The following is a 26,009-nucleotide window of genomic DNA, read 5'->3' as shown; positions in this document are numbered from 1 at the left end:
TTTGGAGGCATCATGCCCTTTTTTCGAATATTGCTGCTTGGCTTAACTCTGTTAACCACAAGCGCGCACGCGGCCATGCAAAACCAATACGCTCTGGTGTTCTTTTTTGAAAGCACATGTCCATACTGCCACAAGGCCGCGCCTAAAATCACTCGCCTTGGCGAGCGCTTTCAATTACCGGTTTACGCCTTCTCTGTGGACGAGGTGGGGATTGCTGGCTTTGAAGTGCCTATTCCTGTCACACCAGAAATTGGTCAGACCTTTTTCCCAAGCAATGGAAAAGCCGTCATGCCCGCGACCTTTTTAATGAACGTCAACAGCCGTAAGTTCTCACGCTTAAGCATTGGGGACGTACCAGAAAGCACGCTCGCTCAAAGCATTCAGCAAGCCTTAAGCGACCCACGCGTACAGGAGGCATTACAATGAGATGCTCACTTTGCCACCACTTATCCACCATTTCGGTACATAAGTGCGTTATTCCTTTGTTTCTCATCAGCTTATCAAGCGTAAGCCACGCCGACACCAATCACTCACTGGCGCGTTTTTTTGACAACTCAGGGTACAACGCCAATGTCTCAAATCCGACCGCTTACCAAGGGCAGTCGGCAAACTACTACACCGGAGGCAGCTTGTTTGTGCGCAACAAAATTGTCGATGCACAATTGGTCAGCGCCACGGTTCCCTCCATCAGTGCAGGGTGCTCTGGCATTGATATGTTCATGGGGGGATTTTCACACATCAGCTCAGACCAACTGGTGAAACTGGGCAAAGCCATCATTCATAATGCTCCGCCCTTTATTGTCAATCTAGCCCTGCAAACCTGGGCGCCGCAGCTCAAACAAAACCTCGATAATCTGCAAGCCATTGCCGACAAATACCTCAACCAGTCGGTGAACTCTTGCGAAGCCGCGCAAGCCTCTATCGGTGGATTGACCGCCTTTGCTGCCCCGGCCACCAAAAAGCACGTCTGCGCAACGCTCGGCACACAAAACAACGCATTCTCGGATTGGGTTGAAGCGCAGCATGAATGCGGCTCAGGAGGCAAAGCCGCCGGTCAGCTCGCCAACGCCAAGAATGATTCTGCACTGAAAGACATCACTCAAACCCATCATAACGTGGTGTGGTCTGCGATTATGAACAACGCTTTTTTGTCAGCCGACAAAAATCTGGCGCAGTTTATGATGAGCTTGTCAGGGACTTACGTGTACGATGCTAACGGTAACCCTCGTTACTACCCTAGCCTTTTGACCGACAACAATAACCTCGTCAATGTCTTGCTCGAAGGGGGTAAAGCTGACGTGTATCAGTGCCGCAACACAGACCCCAAGGCGTGCATTACCATCACCAAGCGCAATCACTTATCCATCACTCAAACGAACGGCATACAAAACCAGATACGCACACAACTGGAATCGATACTGCAAAAGATAGCCATCGACCAAAAACTCACGGTGTAGTGGCATAGTTAATTTGGCCACCTGATTAAGAGGTGATGTATGATCATCTCGATACTAAAACAGGTGACATTATGACTAAGCGTGAAAGACGCACTTTTAACCCAGAATTTAAACTTGAATGCGCTCAGCTAGTGCTTGACCAGGGACGTTCCTATAAAGAAACCTGCGAAGCAATGGGGATTGGAAAAACTACGTTAGAAAGCTGGGTAAGGCAACTCAAAGCTGAAAGAGCTGGTAAGACACCAAATTCATCACCACTCACTCCAGAGCAAAGAGAAATTCGTGACCTTAAAAAGAAAATCAAACGCATTGAAGAAGAAAAGGAAATTCTAAAAAAGGCTACGGCTCTCTTGATGTCAGACTCCCTGAACGGTTCTCGATGATCGAGAAACTCAAGAAGAGTTATGCTGTGAAACGGCTTTGCGAAGTGTTCGGGGTTCATCGCAGTAGTTATCGTTATTGGGCAAATAGAGATAAATCTCTGTCGTCAGAGCATGTGCTTGTTCGTGCCGAAGTTCGCCGATCTTATGAGCTGAGCAATGGTTCCGCTGGAGCGAGAACCATTGCTGACATAGTCACAGCAAGAGGTATTCGACTTAGCCGTTACCGAGCAAGTAAGTTCATGAAAGAACTAGACTTAGTCAGTTGCCAGCTAGCAAAACATACGTACAAAAAAACACAGCAGGAACATGTTCATATACCTAACCGGTTAAATCGTCAGTTCGCGGTGACTGAGCCGAATCAAGTCTGGTGTGGCGATGTGACTTATATCTGGACGGGGGAGAGATGGTCTTATCTAGCCGTTGTTATTGACTTGTTCGCACGAAAAGTCATCGGTTGGGCAATGTCTAACTCACCAGATAGTGTATTGACTGGCAAGGCGCTGACCATGGCCAATGAGAGCCGCGGAAGGCCGTCTGGTGTAATGTTCCACTCGGATCAAGGTTGCCACTATACGAGTAAAAAATATCGTCAGTTGCTATGGAGATATCGAATCACTCAAAGTATGAGTCGTCGAGGGAACTGTTGGGATAATAGTCCTATGGAGCGAGTGTTCAGAAGTTTAAAAACGGAATGGGTACCAAAGAATGGCTATAGAAGTTTTACAGAGGCACAGAAAGCAATAACGGATTATTTGGTTGGTTATTACAACCAGCATCGTCCACATCAATACAATGGTGGATTAACACCAAATGAGTCGGAACGACAGTTTTGGTTCCCTTATAAAACTGTGGCCAGTTTTACTTGACCACTACAGTATCCGAATAAGCCCATCAAACAACTCTTCAATGCCAACGATAATTGGCTGAACTATCTAAATAAGTATCGAGAAACCCTCCGAACCGTCGTCATTGAAAACGTCACCAAGATGCTCGCTTGCAGTACCGCCGCTTTTGGCTCTAAAGAGTATCGATGCTGACTGCACCCACCACAAATACATTCATCAGACGTGCAAATCTCGCTTTTGCGACAGTTGTGGCATTAAAGCCACGAAGCGGTGGATACGAAAGCAACAACATGTCTTTCCTGAGTGTGAGTATCAACACGTAACGTTGACGCTCCCACACACATTGTGGCCAATCTTTCGGGATAATCGTTTTCTTCTCAATCATCTCTTTAGTTGGGCAGCCAAAATCTTCTTAAGATGGGCAAAGCATCTGGATATCGATATTGGCGTGTTCTGTGCACTTCATACCTACGGGAGAAAATTGAATTGGAATGTGCACATCCACTTATCTGTCACGCGCGGAGGCTTATGTAAGAGGACAGGCCTGTGGAAGCCCATTTTCTTTAAAGCTAAGACCACTGAGAAGTGTTGGCGTACCGCCATCACTCAACTTCTCGGCTCCCATTACTCAGAGTTAGATTTGACTGGAGAGGGCTGCCCTTTTATTCGTCATGAGCAAGATTGGTCACGATTTCTAACCAGCCAATATTGTCGTCGATGGAAGCTGTACTTTGCAAAGAAAACGGCCAACGTTACGCCCACCATGACATACCTCGGCCGCTACCTAAAACGCCCCCCATATCGGCGTCGCGTTTACGACATAACTTCCTCAAAATGATTCAATACTTTGGTTTTCTATCGAACCGACGTCGTGGTGAGATGATCCCTAAGGTCTACGATGCCTTGGGCATCGCCCCTAAAGACTCACCTGAAATGCCCGGTTACGCCGCCATGCTGAAAGGGTATGTGAAGGTTGACCCGTTTGAGTGCATTCTTTGTGGGCACCGTTTAACGTTTCTTCGTTTTAGGGCTGGAGAGGCGCTGTCGGAGTTGGTCCATCATGCGATGGCTCAAGCCCAAATCAGGTCAATTTAGGCATTTCGCAGGATGAGTGTATCTGAAATAGCGAAAACAGCGTGCAAGTGTTCAATTAACACCCGTGTTTAGATTGTAGAGCAGAAGTTAGGTCTGTCCGGGACTCATTCTGACGTGAGTTAGGCCGCGATTGTTCAGGTAAGGAAACATTGAGATTCCTTACCTTCCAGGTTAACCCACAAAACTGTGGGGAAGATCATTAATTTCAATTAGAAATATATATTTTTTTACACTTTTTCATTAACGTCATCAATAGGCAAGCTATTGATTAGGTTAATGATGCATATATTAGCGAAGTATGTTATTCCATTTGTATTGGTCATTTGTGGGGGCTTATACTTTTTTATTGTAAAACAAACCACTACCCCGCCTCAAGTTATTAATGAAACAACGGAACATATTAAAACCTCTCCATTGATAAAGGCTCGGCCAGAGTTGATTTCCATTAGCGACTCGAACCTTCCTGATAACAGTGACTATTTACTCGATATCAATTCAAAACTACAACGCTCTAATGATATTCAAAACGACATCTCTGTCGATATAAAAAAATTCGATACAAAAGTGAAAACAATAATAAACAAATATGGCTTGGAGACGAACAATGATAAATAAATGGCTGACAGGTATCGTTACATTTGTAGCGTTTTGCTCTTTTTCTACGCAAGCCGCCAATCAGGCGCTAAGTAACGATTATGGAGGGTATTCAGGTAACCTGTTGGGCTCCTATGAAGCTAAGCAAGGAGATTTGACCTATTCTATCCCTATCGCATTACCCCGTGGGAGTAATGGATATACACCAGACTTATCATTAACGTTTAATTCCGCCAATTCTGGTGGCCAACAATACGTAGCCAATTGGTGGTATCTTTCGGGTATATCAACCATCTCTATCTGCTTAGATAAATACAACAATAATACGCTGTGTTTAGACAATGAAAGATTGGTGAAACTATCCAACGGTCAATATGTTCCTGAAGTAAACAATCAAAATTTAGAAATAAAGGTTATCGGAGACCGTTATCTACATAGCCAGTGGAATAACTTAAAAGTAAAGCCAAGCATGGTGGTGACGAATAAAACCACAGGCGAAAAATCGTATTATGGTGGAACTAAAGCCACCAGTCGATTTGGAAAAACGGTAACGGAAACGATACATGGAGGAGGAAACCATGACCATGATAGAGAGCGGAATGTCACTAAATATTTTGCCGACTCTTTTTATATATACAAAAAAGAAGACATCAATAAAAATACCATCAATTACACTTATGACACCGTATCTCATAACCTCAGGGTTTCATCAATTGAATACTCAGGAAATGAAATTAATTTCACTTATCCTAACAATAAACTAACAAGCATTACCTACGACAATCAATACGTTAAAAGTCAATACTCGCTCAAGTACTCAGCTGATAAAAAACACATCAATCAATTAAATTATTGCGTCAATGATACCGAATGTGTCACACCGTTGAACTTCGCTTATAAAACATTCAGTGGTTCTCCTTTTTCCCAACTCAATATACTTGAAAGTTTTCAGGCTACAAATGATGACAAGTACCGGTTTGAAGGTACTTTTACTAAATATGACGGTGTAAAGAACCCTTTGGGTCAAAAGATCCGTTATAACGTATTAAGCTCTATCGAAGAAGGCGCAGGGGACGAGCAAGACACCACGAACATTTCATACACTTATTCAGGTGAAAAATACGACAGCACTCAAAAATCCTACTTGGGTTTTAAAAAAATCACAGAAAAGATCTCTGACTTAGGTTACATCGACACCATATATAATCAATCATTTCCATACTTTGGAGAGCCGACTCAGGTTACAATGAGAGATGGTAACCACTCGGTAACGGATATAACCAGCTTCACTTATGAAGACATCTCGAACAATACCAAATACCATGTAGTGAGACCCACTCAAGAGGTAACAAAATTAAGTAACGGGTCTGGCCGAGCTTTTTCTATTGAAACCACCACTCGCCTTTATGAAGATGAGAACTTAACATCGGTGGATATTCTAAGTGAGAGTGATTTTGTACAAGAAACCTATTCAACCGTCACCCTATTTTCTGATTATGACAATCACCTTCCACAAACGAAAGTTGCGAAATACTTAAAAGATGGTGCCGTCTCTAATGAGTACCGCTATACGCAAAAATTTAATGCGACCAAAAAGTTAAAAGAGAAAAAAACCTTTCATAACAACCGATTAATGAGAACGGCTCTCTTTGACTATGATAGCTCAGGGAAAAGGACAAAAGAGACGCAAAATGGCTTTACCTATACCTACGATGCGCAGGGCAACATAACCAACACACAAAGTATCTCTAGAGCCAATACGATTCAATATAGCGGTGAATACCCACAATCTACGACGGACCCATTGGGAAGAAAAGAGCACTGGAGTTATAACCAATATTGCGGCCAACCAACGGCTTATACTGATATCAACCAGCAAACCTCAACGGCTGTCTATGATGTTTTTTGTCGAAAAATCAGCTCAACCGATAATACCAACCTTAATACAACTATTCGTTATGAAGACGCTCGCGGTGATGCACGAGCTCCCCGATACGCTGTCTACAAACGGGTCAAAACCACACCTGGCATTGCAACTATTACCGAGTATATTAATGGGGTCAATAAAGTACTCAGACTCTCCACTGTTGGCTTTCATGGCGATCCGGTTATTGTCGATTATCAATACGATAGAGTTGGCCGCATCGTAAAAGAGAGCTTACCTTATTACTGGGGAGATCAGATTGGCTGGCTTGAGTATGCCTATGATGTGTTAGGTCGAAAAACACGAATCATTTCACCCATTAATACCACAACCTTTACATACACCGATAATGTGATCACGAAAACTGTCGCGGCGTTCTCGGGCGAACAAAGAGTTGAGCGCTCCTACCTTGATCCTCTAGAGCGGATCGAGACAGTTGAGCAACCTGAAGGCAGCTATGTGTCATTTCGGTTTGATGGTGAAGGCAATACCGTGATTGCCAATGCCAATGGTGAACTTACTCACATTGAATTTGGTCCCTTCGGGCAACGAACCCAGTTAAACGATCCCATTAAAGGGGTGTGGTCATTCCGTTATAACTCTTTTAATGAAGAAATATGGAAGAAAGATGCAAACGGCACCATCATTGCCAACACTTATGATGCCATAGGCCGTGTGACCGATAAGACCTATCATCATAAAGGACAAGTACTCACCGACCGATGGGAATGGGACAGCAGTGATAACGGCATCGGTGAACTGTCTAAAATCGTTGGCGATGATATCTCTAAAGCCTACCGTTATGACCGTTTTGGCCGACTCGCCACGATCACTCAATCGAGCCCTAATAAGGTGCTTCAGCGCTCGTTTGGCTATGATGGATTAGGGCGAATTGCCACCGATACAAGACCGGGCGGGTTTACCTTATTTAATGAATATAACGACAATGGGTATTTGTCGGGCGTCTACACCGCAAAAGAAAAAAGCGGAGTGTCCAATGTCGCGAGGTTAACCTCAATAAAGTCATCGTTAAACAAGCACCTTGCTGATGTAAAAAAGAAAGCGGAAGCAAACCGTCGTAGCCTTCAAGTGATATCAGAAGAGCTTGAGGTGGTAAAAGATCATTTCTACAGAGAAAAAAATACACAAATCGATATTTTTAATGATAGCTATGTTGAGGGTTTTCAAATTTATCGTGGTGAAGGTGATGTGGTTTATTACCGAGATGGCAATAGCTGGTACATCCAACATTGGAATCCCGAAGAGCGAAGTAATAACAGAGGGGACGACCGCCGCCGCCCCCTACCTGTTAATGACGAAGATTTTTTTACCTACATAGAGGTCACTAAACCTTCTGGCGTATTAAAACACATTGGTGGTGTTGAACGAACGGAAGAGCATTTAGAGTTCGATGGCATGACGGCGGCCACGGATATCTCTGATATGCGTGGAAAGAAAAATATTTTTTACCACCTTGTGGATGGGCTGCCCAATAGCGCACAACAAGAGATCAGTAATTTACAAGTGGATTTCGTCACTCATTTCCGCAATATCAAGAAAAAATCGGGCGATTATGGCGATATCATTAAAGAGATCGAGATTGTTACCGCGCAGTTAGATCGAGATATCAACCTGTTCAGTGACCAATGGAGCCGCGCACTGAAAAACAACAGCCTTGATACCTTGATAAGCGAAACCAATAAAAAATATCTATGGATAGCGAATGATTTAGATGCCGGAAATCGAATTTCCAGTTATACCACAGGAAATGGGCTGACCACGGTTAGGCAGTACAACTCGATTACTGGTAGGCTCGATAGAATACAGACTCATGGTCTCAGCTTATTAAGAGATTTAAGTTATGAGTATGATAGCTTTAATAATGTCATTTACCGCAAAGATGGGATAAACGATCTCAGTGAAGAATTTGAATATGATGGCTTAGATAGACTGACTAATGCTAAATTTTTTGACAGCAATTATAATGGATTCGACATTAACTATAGTTATGACCGAAATGGAAACTTTACAGAAGGAAATAGAAAAACTTACTCATACGGTGCGGGGGCTTACCAATTAACCAGTGTGTACTCTTCCAGCAAGGGCGATGAAAGCTACACTTACGATCATAATGGTAACATCAAAAATGCGGGCACTCGGAAAATCTACTGGGATCACACCTCGAAACCAAGCCGTATCATTGAGGGTAATAAACAGGTTAACTTCTCTTACGCTCCAGATGGGCGCCGTTATCTCAAAGAGTCAAATAATCAGACGACGGTATATTTTGACCAAATATTTGAGGAAGTCACCACAGGCTCTAAATCTGAGTCGAAACATTACATTTATGCTTATGGAAAGCTACAAGCTATCCACACAGAATCCTCCAGAGAAAACCAAACCAAGTATTTATACCGAGACGCATTAGGCTCAATAGATACCGTAGCCGATGAAATGGGACTGGTTTTAGAGCGATACAGCTATGAGCCGTTTGGAATGAGACGGGACTTATCTTCTTTGTATCATAAACCACTGACGATTTCTGAAACCAACCGTGGCTTTACAGGACATGAGCATGTCGATGAATTTGATTTGATTCACATGAATGGGCGGATTTACGACCCTGCCATTGGTCGATTTATCTCGGCTGATGGTTTCATTCAAGATCCGTACAATGCGCAAAGCTATAACCGTTACGCTTATGCCTTTAATAACCCACTTAAATACGTCGATCCAACAGGGTATATTGCGATTAAAGAGACGCCCAAAATTGACAATGATAATCGAAGAAATGCTAACAATGAGCGATTTAAAGGTGACAGAGAGCATAAGCAAAAGAGTGAGCGTGATAGCTTAACCCCAGGCGAAGAGGTAAAAGAGCCGGAGCCTGAAGAAGAAGTGAGTGGCTGGGATCGATTTTTATCTGGGCTGAATACTACATTAGATGCAGCAGGGCTTGCTCCAGGGGTAGGTATTGTTCCGGATGTACTTAGTGCTATAGTATATGTGGCTCGGGGGTTACCAGGCGAGGCCGCCTTATCAATGGCCGCTGCCACGCCAGGGGTAGGACAAGCTGTAACGGCAGGACGATACGCTAAACGTGCTGCGGCTATTGCTACAAAGAAGACAGGAAAAACGTATCAAACTTATACTAAAACAGATCCTGTAACTGGTAAAGTGTATACTGGAAGAACAAGTGGTTTCGGTACTCCAGAACAAAACATTGCTCGTCGAGATGCTAGCCACCACATGAATCAGAAAGGCTACGGCCCTGCAAGTCTTGATAAAACGTCCTTCAATAAATCAGCAATTCGGGGACGAGAACAACAAATGATAGATGCTCACGGCGGAGCTCAATCTATGGGGGGAACTTCTGGAAATAAAATCAATGGGGTATCACCGAGGAACCCTAATAAACAAAATTACCGGGATCAAGCACAAAAAGAATTTGGTGGATGATGAAAAATATAAAATACCGTATCGGTGATATTATTAAAATAACTCTAGAAGATGGTAGTCTGTGTTTCGGCCGTATTTTAGAAGAACCGCTTATAGCTTTCTACGAGGTTAAAACCGATGTTCTTCTACCAATCGACGAAATTATAAGGTCACCTGTATTATTTAAGTTATGGGTAATGAATTATGCTATCACTTCCGGACGTTGGGAAATCATAGGTAACAGAGAAATAGATAACAACTTAAAAGAGCCGGTTAGTTTCTTCAAACAAGATCCTATATCAAATGAAATTTGTTTATATTTAAACTCTGAAGAAATTCCCACAACTAGAGAGCAGTGTAAAGGCTTGGATCGGGCCGCTGTCTGGAACCCAGAACATGTTGAAGACCGTTTACGAGATCACTATTCTGGCGTCCCTAACCAATGGGTTGAATCCTTAAAGCTAAAATAAAGTTTTTGTCGCAAAGTTTTAGCTAGATGCAGAGTAAGCGTCTACGAACCGACTCATTGACTTTCTAATATCAACACAGATACCGCCAACTAAGGCGGTATCTGTCATTCTGAACGCTATTCGGGGCGGGGCGGAGGGGACTAGTCCGTTTTTGGCATGTTCCAAGGAAGAAGATGGCCATGGTCGTCCTCACTCTTCAGTTTCGGGATTTCTCGTAGCGCGTATTCGAGATACTCATACGGCTCACAGTCGTTAGTCTTCGCGGTTTCGATTAGGCTGTAAGCACAGCACTGGCGCGTGCTCCATTATGAGTCTTAGAGAACAACCAGTTTCCGTCCTACCGTGAACGGACGTACTGAACGTTCCGCTCGGTTATTATCCATGCTTAACCGGCCATCATCGATAACTCGTACTAGCTTCGACCATTGATTGAGACTGTATGTAGCTAATCGCCTCACCCAGTTTACTTTTAGGGGGCACCTGAGTGACCGATTTATCTAACCACGCCTTGAACTCATTGAGCAGAGATTGAATATTTGATTGGCGGGTAACATATCGCTCTTCTCTCGTCTTATCTTTGAGTGCTTGTTCAACACGATAGAGCTTTTGGAACCAACTGACGGCCCACTGGATTTTACCCCCTTTACCTTGCTTGCTTTTTTGGTTGGCTCTGCTCTGCCTCTATGAACTTGCGTCTTGCATGCGCCCAGCAACCCACCAACTTCGCCTCTGTCTTTTCATACGCTTTATACCCATCAACATGAATGTATCCTGTGTAATTTGACAGATACGATTGAGGGCAGTGATGCCCCCGACTCCCTTCCAGGTAGTCGAACAAGACGATACCGGGGTATTGCGCATTACCGCCCCGGTCTGGACCACACCCATACAACCAGATGTAACTTTTCTTTCATCATCGAGCACGGTCAACGTGGTCTCGTCCGCGAACAGAATATCTTGAGCAAGGAGGGTTTCTTTCAGTAAGGCGATTAACGGCTCAACCTTATCAGCGCAACGCAGTATCCACTGACTCATCGTTTTACGGTTGAGCTCTAGCTCATATTGTCTGAACAGCGATTGTTCAAGGTAAGGAATCATTGAGATTCCTTACCTTCAAGTATTACAGTGAAGCATAAAAAAACCCAATAGCGAACTATTGGGCATTTTAATGAGTATAGATTTAATAATGTCATTTATTTAAGTAACAAATTGAATTTATGCTGCTTTTAATTGATTTTCATCTTCAACGTACTCTTTCAAATGAGTAAACGCTTTTGATGCCTGACTCGCCGCCTTAAAAATGAATCGTTTATCATTTTTTAAAACCTCAAGCCAATTCGCAATGTAAGATTCATGTTGAACATCGCCTACAATCCCAAAATCTGCCATTAAAAAAGCCGACCCGAGTTCTGCAACGAGCTCCTCAAACGCGTAATCTTTATCACCGAACTTGCTTCCCTTTGTGCGATTAAGTCGAGATTTGTGTCCCGTCCAATGCGTCAATTCGTGCATCACGGTAGCGTAAAGGTTCGCGGTTGATTCAAAGCGTTCACGCTCAGGGATAACAATCTCATCCGTCGATGGTCGAAAGAAAGCTTTCTGACCGACGTAGTTGATGGTTGCTCCCGTCGCTTTAAAGAAATCCTCCACATCCTCCCTCAAATTAAGCTCACCTCTCAGAACCGTTTTAGGCTCTGGTTTGGTGATCTGTAGTGGCATAGTTAATTTGGCCACCTGATTAAGAGGTGATGTATGATCATCTCGATACTAAAACAGGTGACATTATGACTAAGCGTGAAAGACGCACTTTTAACCCAGAATTTAAACTTGAATGCGCTCAGCTAGTGCTTGACCAGGGACGTTCCTATAAAGAAACCTGCGAAGCAATGGGGATTGGAAAAACTACGTTAGAAAGCTGGGTAAGGCAACTCAAAGCTGAAAGAGCTGGTAAGACACCAAATTCATCACCACTCACTCCAGAGCAAAGAGAAATTCGTGACCTTAAAAAGAAAATCAAACGCATTGAAGAAGAAAAGGAAATTCTAAAAAAGGCTACGGCTCTCTTGATGTCAGACTCCCTGAACGGTTCTCGATGATCGAGAAACTCAAGAAGAGTTATGCTGTGAAACGGCTTTGCGAAGTGTTCGGGGTTCATCGCAGTAGTTATCGTTATTGGGCAAATAGAGATAAATCTCTGTCGTCAGAGCATGTGCTTGTTCGTGCCGAAGTTCGCCGATCTTATGAGCTGAGCAATGGTTCCGCTGGAGCGAGAACCATTGCTGACATAGTCACAGCAAGAGGTATTCGACTTAGCCGTTACCGAGCAAGTAAGTTCATGAAAGAACTAGACTTAGTCAGTTGCCAGCTAGCAAAACATACGTACAAAAAAACACAGCAGGAACATGTTCATATACCTAACCGGTTAAATCGTCAGTTCGCGGTGACTGAGCCGAATCAAGTCTGGTGTGGCGATGTGACTTATATCTGGACGGGGGAGAGATGGTCTTATCTAGCCGTTGTTATTGACTTGTTCGCACGAAAAGTCATCGGTTGGGCAATGTCTAACTCACCAGATAGTGTATTGACTGGCAAGGCGCTGACCATGGCCAATGAGAGCCGCGGAAGGCCGTCTGGTGTAATGTTCCACTCGGATCAAGGTTGCCACTATACGAGTAAAAAATATCGTCAGTTGCTATGGAGATATCGAATCACTCAAAGTATGAGTCGTCGAGGGAACTGTTGGGATAATAGTCCTATGGAGCGAGTGTTCAGAAGTTTAAAAACGGAATGGGTACCAAAGAATGGCTATAGAAGTTTTACAGAGGCACAGAAAGCAATAACGGATTATTTGGTTGGTTATTACAACCAGCATCGTCCACATCAATACAATGGTGGATTAACACCAAATGAGTCGGAACGACAGTTTTGGTTCCCTTATAAAACTGTGGCCAGTTTTACTTGACCACTACAATCCCCTCAATCTGATCCAAGTTGAAAACAACAAACGTTTTCAACATAGGAATTGTTTCGATTTTCTCTTTACCATTCACTGTCTTTTCTTTTTCCAAAGACTTGTAAAAAGTAATATGCGTCCCCTTTTCACCTTTAATAACGTTCCCCCCAAGATCTAATGCTTGCTTGAAAGTTAGCCATTGATTCGAGCTAAATTGATTCATTTGAGCACTCATCCAAAGCAACATCACATTTATTCCTGAATACGTGTTACCTGTTGAAAAGTTATAAGGTAGACCATCGGACTGAGTCACATCCCAAGGACAAGCCCAAGGTTTCACTCCAGCCTCTAGCGCTTCGATAATTTGATTAGTCACCTCTTGATGAAAATCGCGTGGTGTTTTGCTTACTGTTTTCTTAGTAGATTTCGTCATGATTTTTCTCACTCTATGAGAAAAACTACCCCCATACGGGAGTAATTTCCCGTATGGTTGGACGTATCAATAAAAGCCCTAAGAGCTTTTACCTCAACTTCTATGATTTTTTATAAACTTAACAAGCAGTTTGATCTTCAATGCCAAGGTGTTTTTTTGTGTATGCCATATTTATATATGGCGTCCAATTAGCTTTACAAAACTCCCTAGCCGCCTCTTCTAGCGTAATCAAACCTGCGTCAAAATCTCTTTTTACAGATTCATGAAAGCCCGGTATATCAAATGCACCTTGCTTAATGGCGATTTCTTGGTTGGTTAGCATAACTGATCCTGAATTATTAGATTTATATGAATAATTCGCTGGCCAATGCCAAGCGAATGACATTAGCGCGGAGTAGCCCGCTAGGTTAAAGAATGGACGGTTCCTCTCTCAATTGCATTAACACAGTTGAGATGGCTTTTTGTTCGTCACAACCAGGTAAATGGTCTTCGATACATTTCGCGCAATTTTCACACAAACGCACCGTGGACTTATCACCCCGCTTTTTCGCATGACGAGCATATAAGCCGCATACGTGTAACGTAAAAGCCAGTGTCGCATTTTTTGTTTTGATTGGTGTGTTGAACGCTTTTACTTGCTTTTCATGGCTAGAAGTAACGCAAGTAGAACTACTTGTGTATCTAGTGAAAAGTAAGTCGATGGCACGAGTGAAATTAATGTAAGTCTGCGATATGGTCGCAAAGTACATGTCTTTCAATACGTACTCTATATCGGCATTTTTAATTGATTAGTGCATAGAAGACCTCACATTAGGGTGCGCCTAATTCGCTGGCTAATGCCATACGAAATGGCGTTAGCAGCGGTGATCCGCTATTCAGATAGGTTAGTTTACTTTATACAAGCTAAAGCGTCATTTTCAGCCAACTCAACAGAAAAGTTACAACTTTTACATTCAGCAGTAAAAACGCCACTACGACTCAAATTAATCAAAGCATCACCGCCACAAATGCAAAGGGATTTCCCGATACAGGATAAGCCATTGGATGTCATTTCCTCAAAGTTAAAAGTTAATGCATCTTGAATATCAATCGAACTTTCTATCCAAGCTTCATTAACACAACACCAAATGTAAACATCATCATACGCAAAGGAGAGATAAGCCCCTAATTTCATGTGATAATGTGTTGTTAATTTTGATGGTTTTGATTCAAATATAAAGTCTAAAGCACATGCAATTGATGAAGTGTTCATAGTCTTCCCCACATTGAATTAATAATTAAAATTGCTAATTCGTTTGGCCTAAGCCAGACAAACTGGCATAGACACGGAGTAGTTCCGCTATGAATATTGAGGTTAGTTTAGATGAACAAAGAAAAAATCTGTTCTTTAAAAAAAAGAGTAAGAACGGAAGCTAAGATAAACCACTGTAAGCGATCTAACTTACCTTCTAACTTATCAAAGCGTTTATCGACCTGGTCAAAACGCTTATTAGTATCAGACTTTAACTCTCGAACTGATTCTTTAAGATTATCAACCGATTCCTGAGTCGCGTAGTGATGCTCAAATTGCTTCATATGAAGCAATGCATCGACTAACTTATCAGCAGGAATCTGTACGGTTTCCATCTCTTTATCCATTATAGTCTCCTTACTCAGGAGAAGCGCCCATAGGGACGATTCCCTATGAGATTAAATTGGTTAGTGAACCAGATAAACTGGTTGTCGCTATAAAATAGCCCACTACATGCGATATGCAGTAAACACAGTATTACAAATGTTTAGTATTCAAGCAATAAAAGGTGCTCATCTTCATACTATTATTCATAAAAACCAGAACATAAATGTATATCATTAAATGTATACTAGATAAATACTTATAATTTATTACCACTTCCAATCATGTTTAATTGGGTTTGTTTTATGTATTCAATCAAGGTGTTATCGTCCATATCGACCAACGCCAGAACCGCAGCTCGAATAAGACTTGTATCGTTAACCGCTTTTAAGCTCCCTAAACGCTCTACCACCGCATGTGGATTTTTGGTATTTAATGAATTAGTTCGTTCGGTTAAGAGATCTCGTTCTTTTTGTAAAAATCTAACCGCTTTAGGATTAACAGCAGAAGTCGAAACCTTACCAAATAGGTTTGTTTTAACTTCACTTTTTTCCGGCATCGATGTGCTAGGTTGAAGCTCTTTTTCTAAACGGCTCTTCAAAGCTCTTTGTTTAGGTTTTAATCTATCCCCTTTTTCTTCAAGATTAATTAAATATTTCAATTGTTCTTGTGAAGATAGTGATTCAAATTCAGCACTCATTATCGATAACCTCTTTAGCAAAATTTTTGTAATACATAGCAGTAGCACTACTCGACTTGTAGACCGAGACAGGAACGTGGTCTAGTTCTGCATTCTCAAAATCAGATTGACGATGCCAAACAGTAGTTTGAGCTATATTATGTGGAAAACGTTCAGCCAAATATTCACGCCCATATGCATATGTGGACTTAACTCGTTTATCGATACCAACCGGTAAAATTAGATAATCGATCTCATCTTCATCGATAAATTTAGCATCTTGTATATGTTCAATTAGAACATCGATCCCTTCAAAGCTGCGATCTGTAAACGTTGTTGGAAAAATAAACTCATCAGCAGCTATAACCGCATTCATAGATAAAATACTAGTTTCTGGACTCGTATCAATTAACACAAAATCAAATTTGTCTTTCACTAAATCTAAATGCCTTAGCAAACGCTCTTCACGTTTCGGTAAACTAACCATATCCATGTTCAACTTAGACATAACATCTCCCCCACGAGCGGGAATAATGAACAATTTATCTTGCTCTACTCCTTTAATGAGTGCGGGATAAATAGCTTTATTTATATCAAACTTACGATCTAACAAAACATCAGCTATGTAGAACTCCGTTTTATCTCTACGATAAAAACTCGTCGCGTCCCCTTGGCCATCAAAATCAATAACCAGAACTCGCTTTCCTTTTTGCGATAGCTCATAAGCAGTATTGACTGTAGTAGTGGTTTTTTTTATACCACCTTTACGACCTGCGATTGTAATCACTCTCATAGAAACCTCGTATACTTAATCAATATCTCAATTGTTATACATTTAAAATGTATAACAATTGAGATATTTTGCAAAAATACAAACTGTATAGATGCATGATATACAACCATCTCAAACCAAGCAAGAAGTATCATTAAAATATACATCCAATGGTATACATTATAAATGTATACCATTGGATGTATACGACAATAATACTATTTATGGGGTTCCGGTGTAGAACCCCTTTATAATGCTCGCTCAGTACTTCTGGCTTTCATTAATCCACTCCAAGGCTTTTTCAAAGCCATCGGGAGCGATGTTAATAAACCAATCAAATTCCTCTTTACGCCTTTGTATCAACTCTCGTTCCTCCAGAGTTTTGCAGGATGTACGGAAGTTATTTGGATGAATGTCTTTTTTGAGGTTCATATTTACCAGAGCATTTACATCTGTAGATTTTGCTTCTTTAACTCCACCAATAAAGGCTTTAGCCAAAATAGTTAAAATCTCTTTTTGAACAGCACTAAATCTAGTCATAAGTCTTATCCATTGTTGCAATGATTAAAGAATACCACCACTATCCATTGCTGCAATGAATAAGAAGCTATTAGATGATCCGTTTTATCGGAGAACAATAGAGAAAACCGATCATCTTGAGGAGTAGGAAATTATTACTAAGCTTAACCAATCTTGATCAATGTAGTATTATTTATTTGAAAGCGTGAAACAGCTTGGTCTCTCTACCATTAAGCTGCGTAAGAACCCCATAGTTAAGAGAGTGATTATGTCGGGTGAGACCTTTCTCCAAGTCTCGGGTTACAGGGCTAGTATTATGAGAAAGCAGCTATAAAAGCTGCTTTTTTTGTATCTATGATTTAGTCATAAAAAAACCACTGTAAACATTACGGTAGATCTAATTTGTCCTGCAATAGCCATTGAAAGCGCACCAGTTCCCGTTCCAATCTGACCGACAATTACTAGCGGCCTTTCCTCGATGTGTCGTAATCCTGCCTTGAAAAGGTATGTTTTCTTTACGAATAAAAACATAGACTTACCTTTACCTGTAACCATGTCCGCTTCCCTCAAAGATCGGTTAATTGTTTCAACTTTTTCTCAAGTACATTCTTGCTTAAAGCAAATGCGATCTTTACAACCTCATTAGGCCCAGCATCTGAGAATGACGTTTTTAACTGGTTGATTACATTAGGCATTCTGAACCGTCAATGAGTTTGGGGTACATCGACATTTCAGAAACTCAATTATGCCAAGCTGCGCAACTGGCTTTATAACTCTGTTAGGTTTATGATTTTATTCATTTTCCCTTTTTGGGAAAGTAGCACTTGACTGTTTATTGTTAATTTCCCATAATGGGAAATATAGTAAAGGGGATGTATGCGAATTTTATCAAGAGCAACTTTAAGAGAGTTTTGGGAACAGCCTAATTACGCTGATTCTAAACAGCCACTAATGGCATGGTTTGACGAAGCCAAACACGCAAATTGGCAAACGCCCCAAGACATAAAGGCACTGTACCGAAATGCGTCTTTCGTTGGCAATAATCGCGTTGTGTTCAACGTTCACGGCAATAAGTATCGACTGATCACCGCGATTAATTACAAATTTTCGATGGTATATATTCGCTTTATTGGCACACATGCAGACTATGACAAAGTTGATGCGAAAACCGTTTAGAAGAGGCAGATATGCAAATTAAACCAATCAAAACAGCAGATGATAACCGCGCTGCTTTAGCGCGTATCGAGCAGCTTTGGGATGCTGAACCAAACACACTAGAGGGTGATGAGTTAGAAGTGCTTGCAACTCTAATTGAGGCATTTGAAGAAGCTAATTATCCAATTGCACCACCTGACCCAATCGAAGCAATCAAGTTCCGTATGGAGCAGCAAGGCTTAGAGGATAAAGACCTTGTACCTTTCCTTGGTCAGCGCAGCCGTGTTACGGAGATTCTGAGCCGTCAAAGACGTTTATCTATCTCAATGATTCGCAAGCTACACGATGGGCTTAGAATCCCATTGGATAGCCTTGTGAAAGAATATCAACTGATTAAGTAAAGAGGGATTTATAAAAAATGTCAAAAGATAGCAAACTCATTGAAAAGCTAGAAGAAGCTGAGAAGTTTATCAAATCTATAAAACACGGCCTTGAGCGAAAAGCAAGAGATCAAACTCAGCTTGAAGTTATCAACTCGGATGCGCAAGCACTTGTTGATGTTAGTCAAGAAATTGAAATGATCACTCAGTATCTAGAATAAGAGGGTATAGAACGTGATTACAGATACTTATATGTATAACGAGAGTTTGACGATTCGCACCAGTGATAATATCGAACGCTATCCACAAAAAACAGCCGATGGTAACGAAATCGTTGTTGTCTATGTTGACGAAGTTGAATTCAAGGGGGCTGGCGGTAAGTGGTCTAAACAAGGCTTCCGTTGGGCTATTGTAGAGCCTCACTTAACCCAAGACGAAATCAAAAACTGGCTACTCAACAACGGCCTTTCAACCGTTCCATTCATTAGGGGGTAGAATCATGATACCGCTAACACTAGAAACACGTTACGGAACAAGTGTATATCTAACTGGCTATGCGATGCAGTTTCATGGTGGTGGAATGAGTCTCGATTTGTCTCACGATGCCGATTACCAACTGAAGCGTTGGGAGGAAGATGGGCATATTATCTGTTTGCTGCAATATGATAAAACCTCGATTCATTTCACTCCAGACGAATATGAACGAGTCACAGCTTTTTTAGCAAGTGTGCCAGAAAATCAGTGGTTGAATGACAACGCTCATGACGTTGATTTAAACAAAGGAGAGTAACCGTGTCTCGACCACTACTAGACCAAGCAGTTTACAAGTTCATTGATGCCAAGTTATCTAAAGATGGCCGTATTACATCTGTAGACGTTTCTAAAGCGTTTGGTCTTGGCCGTCAAAAAGTTAGCGGTGTCTTTACTAAGTACCGCAATGACTATCCTCAAAACATGCGCCATGACGTACATGAAAAGTGCTACGTTCGAGGTAATGATTTTAACGCTGTACTACTTATCAACGTTTCACCAGAAGAATATCTAAACGCTGTCAGCGTGGTTTTCGGTGACCAGCAAGATTAGGAAGCCGCACATGGAGTGTCATATTCAGCCAGATTTTTTACTTATCTGGGATGTGGATTGGGATAAACAAGAGTTGATATTAGTTCGTTGTTGTTCTCACTCAGAACTCTTTGGATAAAATTAATCAACTCCACGCAGATAAATTTTATACGAACTAATATTTACTCAGCTCTTCCAGTTGATGCTAGCTCTTCAACCTAATACTTTATACACAGTTGTCCGACTACACCCTAACTCTTTACTGATTGCATGCTTGTTCATTCCTTGTTCTGTAAGCTCTTGAATGCGTTGGTGAAGCATCTTGTCAGGAAATCGGCCAAGGTGCCTCCCTTCAGAGCGTGCACGCTCCCTACCCTCATTACAGCGCTGTAATATTCGTTTTCTTTCCATTTCAGCAAACGCCGATATGGTCGTGTAAATGACTCGACCTACATCGCTATTAATGTCTAAATCGCCCAAATCATGAAAGACCAAACCAGCTTTCTTTTGCGCTAGTTGATCAGCAATTTGCAAAGCATCTATGGTATTTCGAGCAATGCGGTCGACTTTGGTAACATGAATAATATCTCCCTCCCTTGCAAAATCTAGCAACAGGTTAAGCTGTTTTCTATCAGAGGATTTACCGCTCGCTTGCTCTTGGTAAATTTTGTCACAACCAATACGTTTAAGCTGTTCAAGTTGAACATCGAGCGTTTGGTCTTGAGTGCTGACACGGGCATAGCCAATTTTCATGAAAAGAGCCTAAAAGTGAACATTAAGATAATCAAACATTAGTGTACATGTTCATATGTTATTTTAAAGACTAATTGGACAGTATTGAGATGGGTGAAAGATAATGTTCACAAAGTTACACCTTTATGAACAGTCGCTTGACTGAAGCGGAAACTCAAAAATTAATCATTGCAGCAATGAATAAACCAAAGTAGGCGTTGTTGCCTAAATCAGTTGAACCTTTTTCGAGTCTTGAGATCTGATCCTTTATGATGGTTAGAGCGGTGGTGACATGGGTAAGGCAAAAAAGAAGATAACTAACTGGGCGGAGTACAATAAGGCTTTGAGCAAACGGGGCTCGGTTACGCTCTGGATAGATGATACAGCCGTAGATGCATGGCGATGCAAAACCCATCATGGTAAGCGTGGTAGAGGCTTTCAGTACTCTGATACAGCGATTGAAACTGCCTTGATGATTAAAGGAGTATTCTCATTACCATTGCGTGCTCTTCAAGGTTTTATCGACTCTATCTTTGAGTTATTGGATGTTCCACTGACGTCCCCAGACTACACCTGTATCAGTAAACGCTCGAAGACAGTCCAGGTGAAATATCGTAATAAATCTAAAAGGGCTATTCGTCATATAGCCATTGAATCGACTGGTCTCAAAGTCTTTGGCGAGGGGGAGTGGAAGGTGAAGAAGCACGGTGCCGAAAAACGTAGAACATGGCGCAAGCTGCACTTAGCCGTTGATGTAGATACCCATAAAGCCATTAGTGCCGAGGTCAGCCTGGTAAATGTTGGTGATAGCGAAGTGCTGCCAACGTTACTCAACCCTTTACGTAGAAAGATCGATGCTATATCTGCCGATGTGTAGTGGCATAGTTAATTTGGCCACCTGATTAAGAGGTGATGTATGATCATCTCGATACTAAAACAGGTGACATTATGACTAAGCGTGAAAGACGCACTTTTAACCCAGAATTTAAACTTGAATGCGCTCAGCTAGTGCTTGACCAGGGACGTTCCTATAAAGAAACCTGCGAAGCAATGGGGATTGGAAAAACTACGTTAGAAAGCTGGGTAAGGCAACTCAAAGCTGAAAGAGCTGGTAAGACACCAAATTCATCACCACTCACTCCAGAGCAAAGAGAAATTCGTGACCTTAAAAAGAAAATCAAACGCATTGAAGAAGAAAAGGAAATTCTAAAAAAGGCTACGGCTCTCTTGATGTCAGACTCCCTGAACGGTTCTCGATGATCGAGAAACTCAAGAAGAGTTATGCTGTGAAACGGCTTTGCGAAGTGTTCGGGGTTCATCGCAGTAGTTATCGTTATTGGGCAAATAGAGATAAATCTCTGTCGTCAGAGCATGTGCTTGTTCGTGCCGAAGTTCGCCGATCTTATGAGCTGAGCAATGGTTCCGCTGGAGCGAGAACCATTGCTGACATAGTCACAGCAAGAGGTATTCGACTTAGCCGTTACCGAGCAAGTAAGTTCATGAAAGAACTAGACTTAGTCAGTTGCCAGCTAGCAAAACATACGTACAAAAAAACACAGCAGGAACATGTTCATATACCTAACCGGTTAAATCGTCAGTTCGCGGTGACTGAGCCGAATCAAGTCTGGTGCGGCGATGTGACTTATATCTGGGGTTGTAAGCCGGAACCCGCCAAAATTTTGCGGGGATGATCATTGCCTCGACGGGAATGTTATTCCCTCAAGTATCGTATCTAAATCAAGCTCCTTACCTTGGCTTACAAATGTGTAATGTCCATTCAAAAATATATGTTGCCATGCTACTGGTGAGATTCGACTTAGTAGCTCAAGTTCATGTTTGGTGCTTGTTTTTTCACATTTTTTCAATACTCGCGACAATAAAGCTGAGTTGTAATAAATAATTATGCTACTGAGTAAACGACCGCACTGATTACTGATTTCCAGTTCAATATCGTTACGTCCTATCAATTCTTTTTTGCCTCCAATCTGTGCTATCGCTGAACGAAGTTGATGCCAAGATTCAATGCGATTCTGAGAGCGGTGAGTGTTTTTAGCTATCTGGGGATCTCGAAGGTATTTGAGTATATAAATACTACGAATTAACTTATCAAACTCAAATAATGCTAATCTCGTCTTGTTTTCTGATGAATAGGTGCATAATTTTCGAACCAATGCACCCTGAGTAATCTCCTTCAATCCTAATGTAGCGACTATTTGATCTAGATGTGCTTTTTCATCGATGATAAGACTTTGATTTATCTGGCCTACTGGGCGAATTAAATAGTTTTTATAATGTTCAGGGTCTTCGGGGCAGTACAATTCTTTTAATATGCCCTCTACTGAAGTAAATCGCGGCTCAAACTTCAAGCCAAACCAATGAAGAATTGCGAAGTTTGCTCTATTGATGCTATGCATATCTCCAGTAATGGTTGTGGGGACAATCGTACTGGTATTTCTGTACCAAATATCAAACACATGATGTGCTTCATATTCATGAGCTCCGATCAGATAACCGTTCAATGGAATGTGATTACACAGAAGAGTATAGGCAACGACCCCTTTACCCAAACCAAAATATTTCTTTGAGGATCGAGCTTTTATTGTCGGGTGTTCTACGCCGAGTTTTTGTCCATCAACCGCTCCATACAACTCCCCAAGTTCAAGAGAATAATACGGGAAAATGGGAAGCTCTTTTATTTTTTCACTAATACTGTCACATGCTGCTTTTAATGAAGATAGCCGTAAATATTGAGCATAAGTATCCTTTAACACGTGATAAGGAATATCACTGGTTCGTGACATTGTGAGATTCCCATGATTCATTGCCTGCGCAATTATTACGGCCATTAAGTTATCTTGATTCGCGCTATTTTTCATATAAAGAGGTTGCAATGGTGTCAAAGCTGACAGGAAATGGCATTCACTATCAACAAATCTAAAAACATCCGTTAGTTCGCAAAACGGGAGTTTAGAATAAAATTCGACCACGCGATCATTCTGACCAATTGTATCGAACTTACGCCAACTGAGTTTTTGGTTTTCATGATCAAAAGCTAAATGGGTCAACTTACCTTTCTTCAACTCTTTATTGAAAGAAGTCCATTGGCTATGCAGTTCGTCAGTTAAAGCTTTTAATTGCTGAGTGATTGGAGTTCGGAGGAAAGGGATATCCATTTGAGTTAACACTTTTTCCTTTTCTTTTACCGAAACTAACTCATCGGAAAGATGACGGTGCTGTAAACTATCATCAAGATAAATGTCACCGGATTCCAATCGCTTTCTGATTTGCCGATATAACCAAAACTCGTAACGACCAGCATTAAGTTGTTCTGATTGACCATCAGAGCCTTGGTTTACCAGCCAGACCCTTAGTCTTGCTGGAAGTGTCGCACTTGGACACTCACACAATGGTCGCTGTGACAGCTGTAATTTTCTGGAAAATATATTTTTTATCCATGCCAGTGCAGCTAACCAGGGGCAATTTGGCGTAATACTTGAAAAATTCAGAGTGCAAAATAAAGGACGCAGATTACGACGAATATGTGTGACTTGAATGTCAATAGCTTCCCAACGATGAGCCATGCGGCTAAGAGGCTTTACTCGCATTCGAGTTGCAGCCTCTTGCAAGGCATCTTTAGGCATTATCTTCCAAGCTTTCTGACGCACATCACCAAACGGGATAATATCAGTTACAGTTTCATCAACAAATAGAGACAGGAGTCGACCAACTTTGTTGGTTTCTTGTTGGCGTTTTAATGCACATTCTTCAAAAGTTTTCCTTGCTTCATTTTTACAACGTTCTTCCGTCTGTTTCATGTGCCACATCATAGCACTAACGAGGTTATCTGATAGTTGTCGATAGCGAAGCCAAACATAGCACATTAGATACAGCCAAGTTTGTTCTTGCTTCAGATTACGCAAATCATAAACGGTATAAAAATTAACTAAACTAGCAAAATGCAACAAGTTTTGTTGGGAGACCCCGAGTGTAGGTAACAGCTGGCAAGCTTCTTGGTACAAGGAGGTTAGCTGACCGTGCTTATATCTCTCATTGTTCATTTGCCGCCAACGAAAGTTTTTCGCTTCCTGTTTTAAGACGGCTAAAACTGATAGCGTATCGTCTTTAACTAAAAGCGTATTCAATTCAGTTTTGGTTTTATCTGTTAGTGCCGATCTAAGAATTTTTGCTAACCTTTGCCGCTCTTTCGATAGCGCTTTGCTAATGATTTTTTGAAGTGTGGAGTATCTCGGCCGAATAATTTTCTTATCATTTAGCCAACAGATAAACTCTGTGGCTACAAATCCAGGAGTAATGTCTCGACGAACAAGTTGTGTCGCGAGTGTCTCGAGTTTTGGACTCACTGAAGCTGACCATTGACTGTAGCCAAAATACTCCGCAATCATCTGACGTTGAATATAATACTCATGTGTTGATATTGTTGTCTCTGAGAAAGATTCATTTCGGAAATAACGATGAATGACAAAATTAAAGTCACTTTCTATATCAGTAAGGGTGAAATTAAAGAAAGCGTGTTTAGCCTTAAAGTAACCAATTTGTAATATGCAATAAATTTGGGATTGTATATTTGGACGATTGCTTGCCAGTGCTAACTCTTTTGCTTGGAGAGATAAAAATTCCAGTTGTTGGCCCTCGTCAAAATCAGGCAAACTGTACAAAGCAAATTTTTCCGCATCAGTTAGGATCGAAAGCCTTTTGCTTTTATCTTTATGCTTAGAGTTCACCGTTGACCTCACATTAAATCTGTCCGTAAGAGGATCGTTGAGCGGACAGTTAATTCGACCCAGACAATGCCCCTATTTATTAAGCTGAAGTTGTCTCATATAGCTGGTACGATATCAATCTCTTTCAGCCCCCCCTAAACGTACGGTAATATGACTAAAATCAAGATTGGATATGCTCGTTGCTCTACAGAACAACAGGATTTGACTGTGCAGCAGGAAACATTGATAAAACTCGGGGTATCATCGGACAGAATTTATATAGATAAAGGGCTAAGTGGTTCAAATAGACAAAGACCAGGGCTGGAGCTGGCACTGGCCGCCGTGCGTTGTGGTGATACGCTGGTTGTTCCCAAGCTTGATCGTCTGGCGCGTTCGGTGCCCGACGCACGTGAGATTGCTGACACACTACAAAACAGAGGCGTAAAGCTGGCCTTGGGTGCCAGTATCTACGATCCGAAAGACCCAATGGGAAAAATGTTCTTCAATATACTAGCCACCTTCGCGGAATTTGAAGGCGATCTTATTCGGTTGCGAACGAAAGAAGGGATGGCAATAGCACGAGCGAAAGGGAAACTCAAAGGTAAGCAGCCAAAGCTTTCAGATAGGCAACAAAAAGAGCTATACAAAATGCATTGTACTGGTAAGTATTCTATCAGTGACCTAGCTGAACTGTTCTCAATCTCGCGCCCAACCGTCTATCGGACGTTGGCTCGCAGGCGGAAGGTTGATAACATAACTTGATATTAGATAACTAGAACAGA

Annotated in this window: 22 protein-coding genes and 7 pseudogenes; 18 read left to right on the top strand and 11 right to left on the bottom strand. The window is 41.6% G+C overall.

Annotated features, from left to right (window positions below; all coding sequences use genetic code 11):
* Positions 1 to 12: 12 nt before the first annotated feature.
* The 7 genes and pseudogenes from trbB (at position 13) to OCV44_RS21830 (ending at position 10,206) form a co-directional block, all read left to right on the top strand.
* Entirely contained in the window at positions 13 to 426 is a 414-nt protein-coding gene (trbB, locus tag OCV44_RS21860) for a type-F conjugative transfer system pilin assembly thiol-disulfide isomerase TrbB (RefSeq protein ID WP_139686155.1), read from the top strand.
* Positions 423 to 1,451 (top strand): annotated as a pseudogene (locus OCV44_RS21855) (conjugal transfer protein TraH); the annotation flags it as partial. The gene trbB and the pseudogene OCV44_RS21855, both read left to right, overlap by 4 nt.
* 77 nt (positions 1,452 to 1,528) lie before the next feature.
* Positions 1,529 to 2,706 (top strand): IS3 family transposase gene (locus OCV44_RS21850; protein WP_249631935.1). Its coding sequence is split into 2 segments (ribosomal slippage): positions 1,529 to 1,787 and positions 1,787 to 2,706, totalling 1,179 coding nucleotides; the frame shifts between segments, so codons are not numbered across the junction.
* 24 nt (positions 2,707 to 2,730) lie between these two features.
* A pseudogene (locus tag OCV44_RS21845) lies at positions 2,731 to 3,780 on the top strand (IS91 family transposase).
* Positions 3,781 to 4,056: 276 nt separating this feature from the next.
* Positions 4,057 to 4,395: a hypothetical protein gene (locus tag OCV44_RS21840; protein ID WP_139686172.1), complete on the top strand. Its 339-nt coding sequence runs from the start codon at positions 4,057 to 4,059 to the stop codon at positions 4,393 to 4,395.
* Entirely contained in the window at positions 4,385 to 9,757 is a 5,373-nt protein-coding gene (locus tag OCV44_RS21835) for an RHS repeat-associated core domain-containing protein (protein WP_170213767.1), read from the top strand. Before OCV44_RS21840 ends, OCV44_RS21835 begins: the two co-directional genes overlap by 11 nt.
* Complete coding sequence (locus tag OCV44_RS21830) at positions 9,754 to 10,206, top strand: immunity 26/phosphotriesterase HocA family protein (RefSeq protein ID WP_139686174.1); 453 nt, start codon at positions 9,754 to 9,756, stop codon at positions 10,204 to 10,206. The genes OCV44_RS21835 and OCV44_RS21830 overlap by 4 nt, the downstream gene beginning before the upstream one ends.
* A 140-nt stretch (positions 10,207 to 10,346) precedes the next feature.
* On the opposite strand, the pseudogene tnpC reads toward OCV44_RS21830, so the two are convergent.
* Positions 10,347 to 11,295, bottom strand: a pseudogene (tnpC, locus tag OCV44_RS22345) (IS66 family transposase); the annotation flags it as partial.
* Between the two features lie 126 nt (positions 11,296 to 11,421).
* Positions 11,422 to 11,913: pseudogene (locus tag OCV44_RS21805) on the bottom strand (ArdC family protein); the annotation flags it as partial.
* 77 nt (positions 11,914 to 11,990) lie between these two features.
* Between OCV44_RS21805 and OCV44_RS21800 the strand changes: the two are divergent.
* A protein-coding gene (locus tag OCV44_RS21800) for an IS3 family transposase (RefSeq protein ID WP_249631935.1) occupies positions 11,991 to 13,168 on the top strand; the annotation gives its coding sequence in 2 pieces (ribosomal slippage) (positions 11,991 to 12,249 and positions 12,249 to 13,168; 1,179 coding nt in all).
* Positions 13,169 to 13,175: 7 nt separating this feature from the next.
* On the opposite strand, the pseudogene OCV44_RS21795 reads toward OCV44_RS21800, so the two are convergent.
* The 7 genes and pseudogenes from OCV44_RS21795 to OCV44_RS21765 all read right to left on the bottom strand — a co-directional run.
* Positions 13,176 to 13,592: pseudogene (locus tag OCV44_RS21795) on the bottom strand (ArdC-like ssDNA-binding domain-containing protein); the annotation flags it as partial.
* A gap of 118 nt (positions 13,593 to 13,710) precedes the next feature.
* A complete protein-coding gene (locus OCV44_RS21790; RefSeq protein ID WP_017108529.1) occupies positions 13,711 to 13,914 on the bottom strand; it encodes a hypothetical protein in 204 nt (67 codons plus the stop codon).
* Positions 13,915 to 14,481: 567 nt separating this feature from the next.
* On the bottom strand, positions 14,482 to 14,844 hold the full coding sequence (locus tag OCV44_RS21785) for a hypothetical protein (RefSeq protein WP_017097001.1): 363 nt from the start codon (positions 14,842 to 14,844) through the stop codon (positions 14,482 to 14,484).
* 107 nt (positions 14,845 to 14,951) lie between these two features.
* The gene (locus OCV44_RS21780) at positions 14,952 to 15,230 is read right to left on the bottom strand and encodes a hypothetical protein (protein ID WP_017097000.1); all 279 of its coding nucleotides are present in this window, start codon (positions 15,228 to 15,230) and stop codon (positions 14,952 to 14,954) included.
* A 236-nt stretch (positions 15,231 to 15,466) separates the two neighbouring features.
* Positions 15,467 to 15,907 carry a hypothetical protein gene (locus OCV44_RS21775; RefSeq protein WP_139686298.1) on the bottom strand — a complete coding sequence of 147 codons (441 nt, stop codon included), beginning with the start codon at positions 15,905 to 15,907 and terminating at the stop codon, positions 15,467 to 15,469.
* Complete coding sequence (locus tag OCV44_RS21770) at positions 15,897 to 16,679, bottom strand: ParA family protein (RefSeq protein ID WP_017108533.1); 783 nt, start codon at positions 16,677 to 16,679, stop codon at positions 15,897 to 15,899. The genes OCV44_RS21775 and OCV44_RS21770 overlap by 11 nt, the downstream gene beginning before the upstream one ends.
* A gap of 240 nt (positions 16,680 to 16,919) precedes the next feature.
* A complete protein-coding gene (locus OCV44_RS21765; protein WP_139686263.1) occupies positions 16,920 to 17,198 on the bottom strand; it encodes a hypothetical protein in 279 nt (92 codons plus the stop codon).
* An 855-nt stretch (positions 17,199 to 18,053) separates the two neighbouring features.
* On the opposite strand from OCV44_RS21765, the gene OCV44_RS21760 reads away from it, so the two are divergent.
* Genes OCV44_RS21760 through OCV44_RS21730 form a run of 7 tightly spaced genes read left to right on the top strand, consistent with a single transcriptional unit; the run spans position 18,054 to position 19,913 of the window.
* Positions 18,054 to 18,353 (top strand): type II toxin-antitoxin system HigB family toxin, encoded by a 300-nt coding sequence (locus OCV44_RS21760; protein ID WP_139686265.1) that lies wholly within the window; start codon positions 18,054 to 18,056, stop codon positions 18,351 to 18,353.
* An 11-nt stretch (positions 18,354 to 18,364) separates the two neighbouring features.
* A complete protein-coding gene (locus tag OCV44_RS21755; RefSeq protein ID WP_019824620.1) occupies positions 18,365 to 18,733 on the top strand; it encodes a helix-turn-helix domain-containing protein in 369 nt (122 codons plus the stop codon).
* A gap of 17 nt (positions 18,734 to 18,750) precedes the next feature.
* Positions 18,751 to 18,933, top strand: coding sequence for a hypothetical protein (locus OCV44_RS21750; RefSeq protein WP_136987397.1), 183 nt, complete (start codon positions 18,751 to 18,753; stop codon positions 18,931 to 18,933).
* Positions 18,934 to 18,946: 13 nt separating this feature from the next.
* Positions 18,947 to 19,207 carry a hypothetical protein gene (locus OCV44_RS21745; RefSeq protein WP_241813085.1) on the top strand — a complete coding sequence of 87 codons (261 nt, stop codon included), beginning with the start codon at positions 18,947 to 18,949 and terminating at the stop codon, positions 19,205 to 19,207.
* A gap of 4 nt (positions 19,208 to 19,211) precedes the next feature.
* The gene (locus tag OCV44_RS21740) at positions 19,212 to 19,502 is read left to right on the top strand and encodes a hypothetical protein (RefSeq protein ID WP_139686266.1); all 291 of its coding nucleotides are present in this window, start codon (positions 19,212 to 19,214) and stop codon (positions 19,500 to 19,502) included.
* Positions 19,503 to 19,504: 2 nt separating this feature from the next.
* Positions 19,505 to 19,795 (top strand): hypothetical protein, encoded by a 291-nt coding sequence (locus tag OCV44_RS21735; RefSeq protein ID WP_139686267.1) that lies wholly within the window; start codon positions 19,505 to 19,507, stop codon positions 19,793 to 19,795.
* Positions 19,796 to 19,805: 10 nt separating this feature from the next.
* A complete protein-coding gene (locus OCV44_RS21730; RefSeq protein WP_261900978.1) occupies positions 19,806 to 19,913 on the top strand; it encodes a type II toxin-antitoxin system YafQ family toxin in 108 nt (35 codons plus the stop codon).
* A gap of 74 nt (positions 19,914 to 19,987) precedes the next feature.
* On the opposite strand, the gene OCV44_RS21725 is transcribed toward OCV44_RS21730, so the two are convergent.
* Complete coding sequence (locus OCV44_RS21725; RefSeq protein WP_139686268.1) at positions 19,988 to 20,527, bottom strand: recombinase family protein; 540 nt, start codon at positions 20,525 to 20,527, stop codon at positions 19,988 to 19,990.
* A gap of 271 nt (positions 20,528 to 20,798) precedes the next feature.
* On the opposite strand from OCV44_RS21725, the pseudogene OCV44_RS21720 reads away from it, so the two are divergent.
* Positions 20,799 to 21,377 (top strand): annotated as a pseudogene (locus tag OCV44_RS21720) (IS5 family transposase); the annotation flags it as partial.
* Between the two features lie 77 nt (positions 21,378 to 21,454).
* Positions 21,455 to 22,158, top strand: a pseudogene (locus OCV44_RS21715) (IS3 family transposase); the annotation flags it as partial.
* Between the two features lie 39 nt (positions 22,159 to 22,197).
* Here OCV44_RS21715 and OCV44_RS21710 read toward each other — a convergent pair.
* On the bottom strand, positions 22,198 to 25,248 hold the full coding sequence (locus OCV44_RS21710) for a Tn3 family transposase (protein ID WP_139686238.1): 3,051 nt from the start codon (positions 25,246 to 25,248) through the stop codon (positions 22,198 to 22,200).
* Between the two features lie 150 nt (positions 25,249 to 25,398).
* Here OCV44_RS21710 and OCV44_RS21705 point away from each other — a divergent pair, with 150 nt between their 5' ends.
* Positions 25,399 to 25,989, top strand: a complete 591-nt coding sequence (locus OCV44_RS21705; protein ID WP_139686237.1) for a recombinase family protein — start codon at positions 25,399 to 25,401, stop codon at positions 25,987 to 25,989.
* Positions 25,990 to 26,009 lie beyond the last annotated feature (20 nt).

This window comes from Vibrio tasmaniensis, assembly GCF_024347635.1.
In the GTDB taxonomy this organism is placed as follows: Bacteria; Pseudomonadota; Gammaproteobacteria; order Enterobacterales; family Vibrionaceae; genus Vibrio; species Vibrio tasmaniensis.
This window is presented reverse-complemented; position numbering and strand designations above follow the sequence as displayed.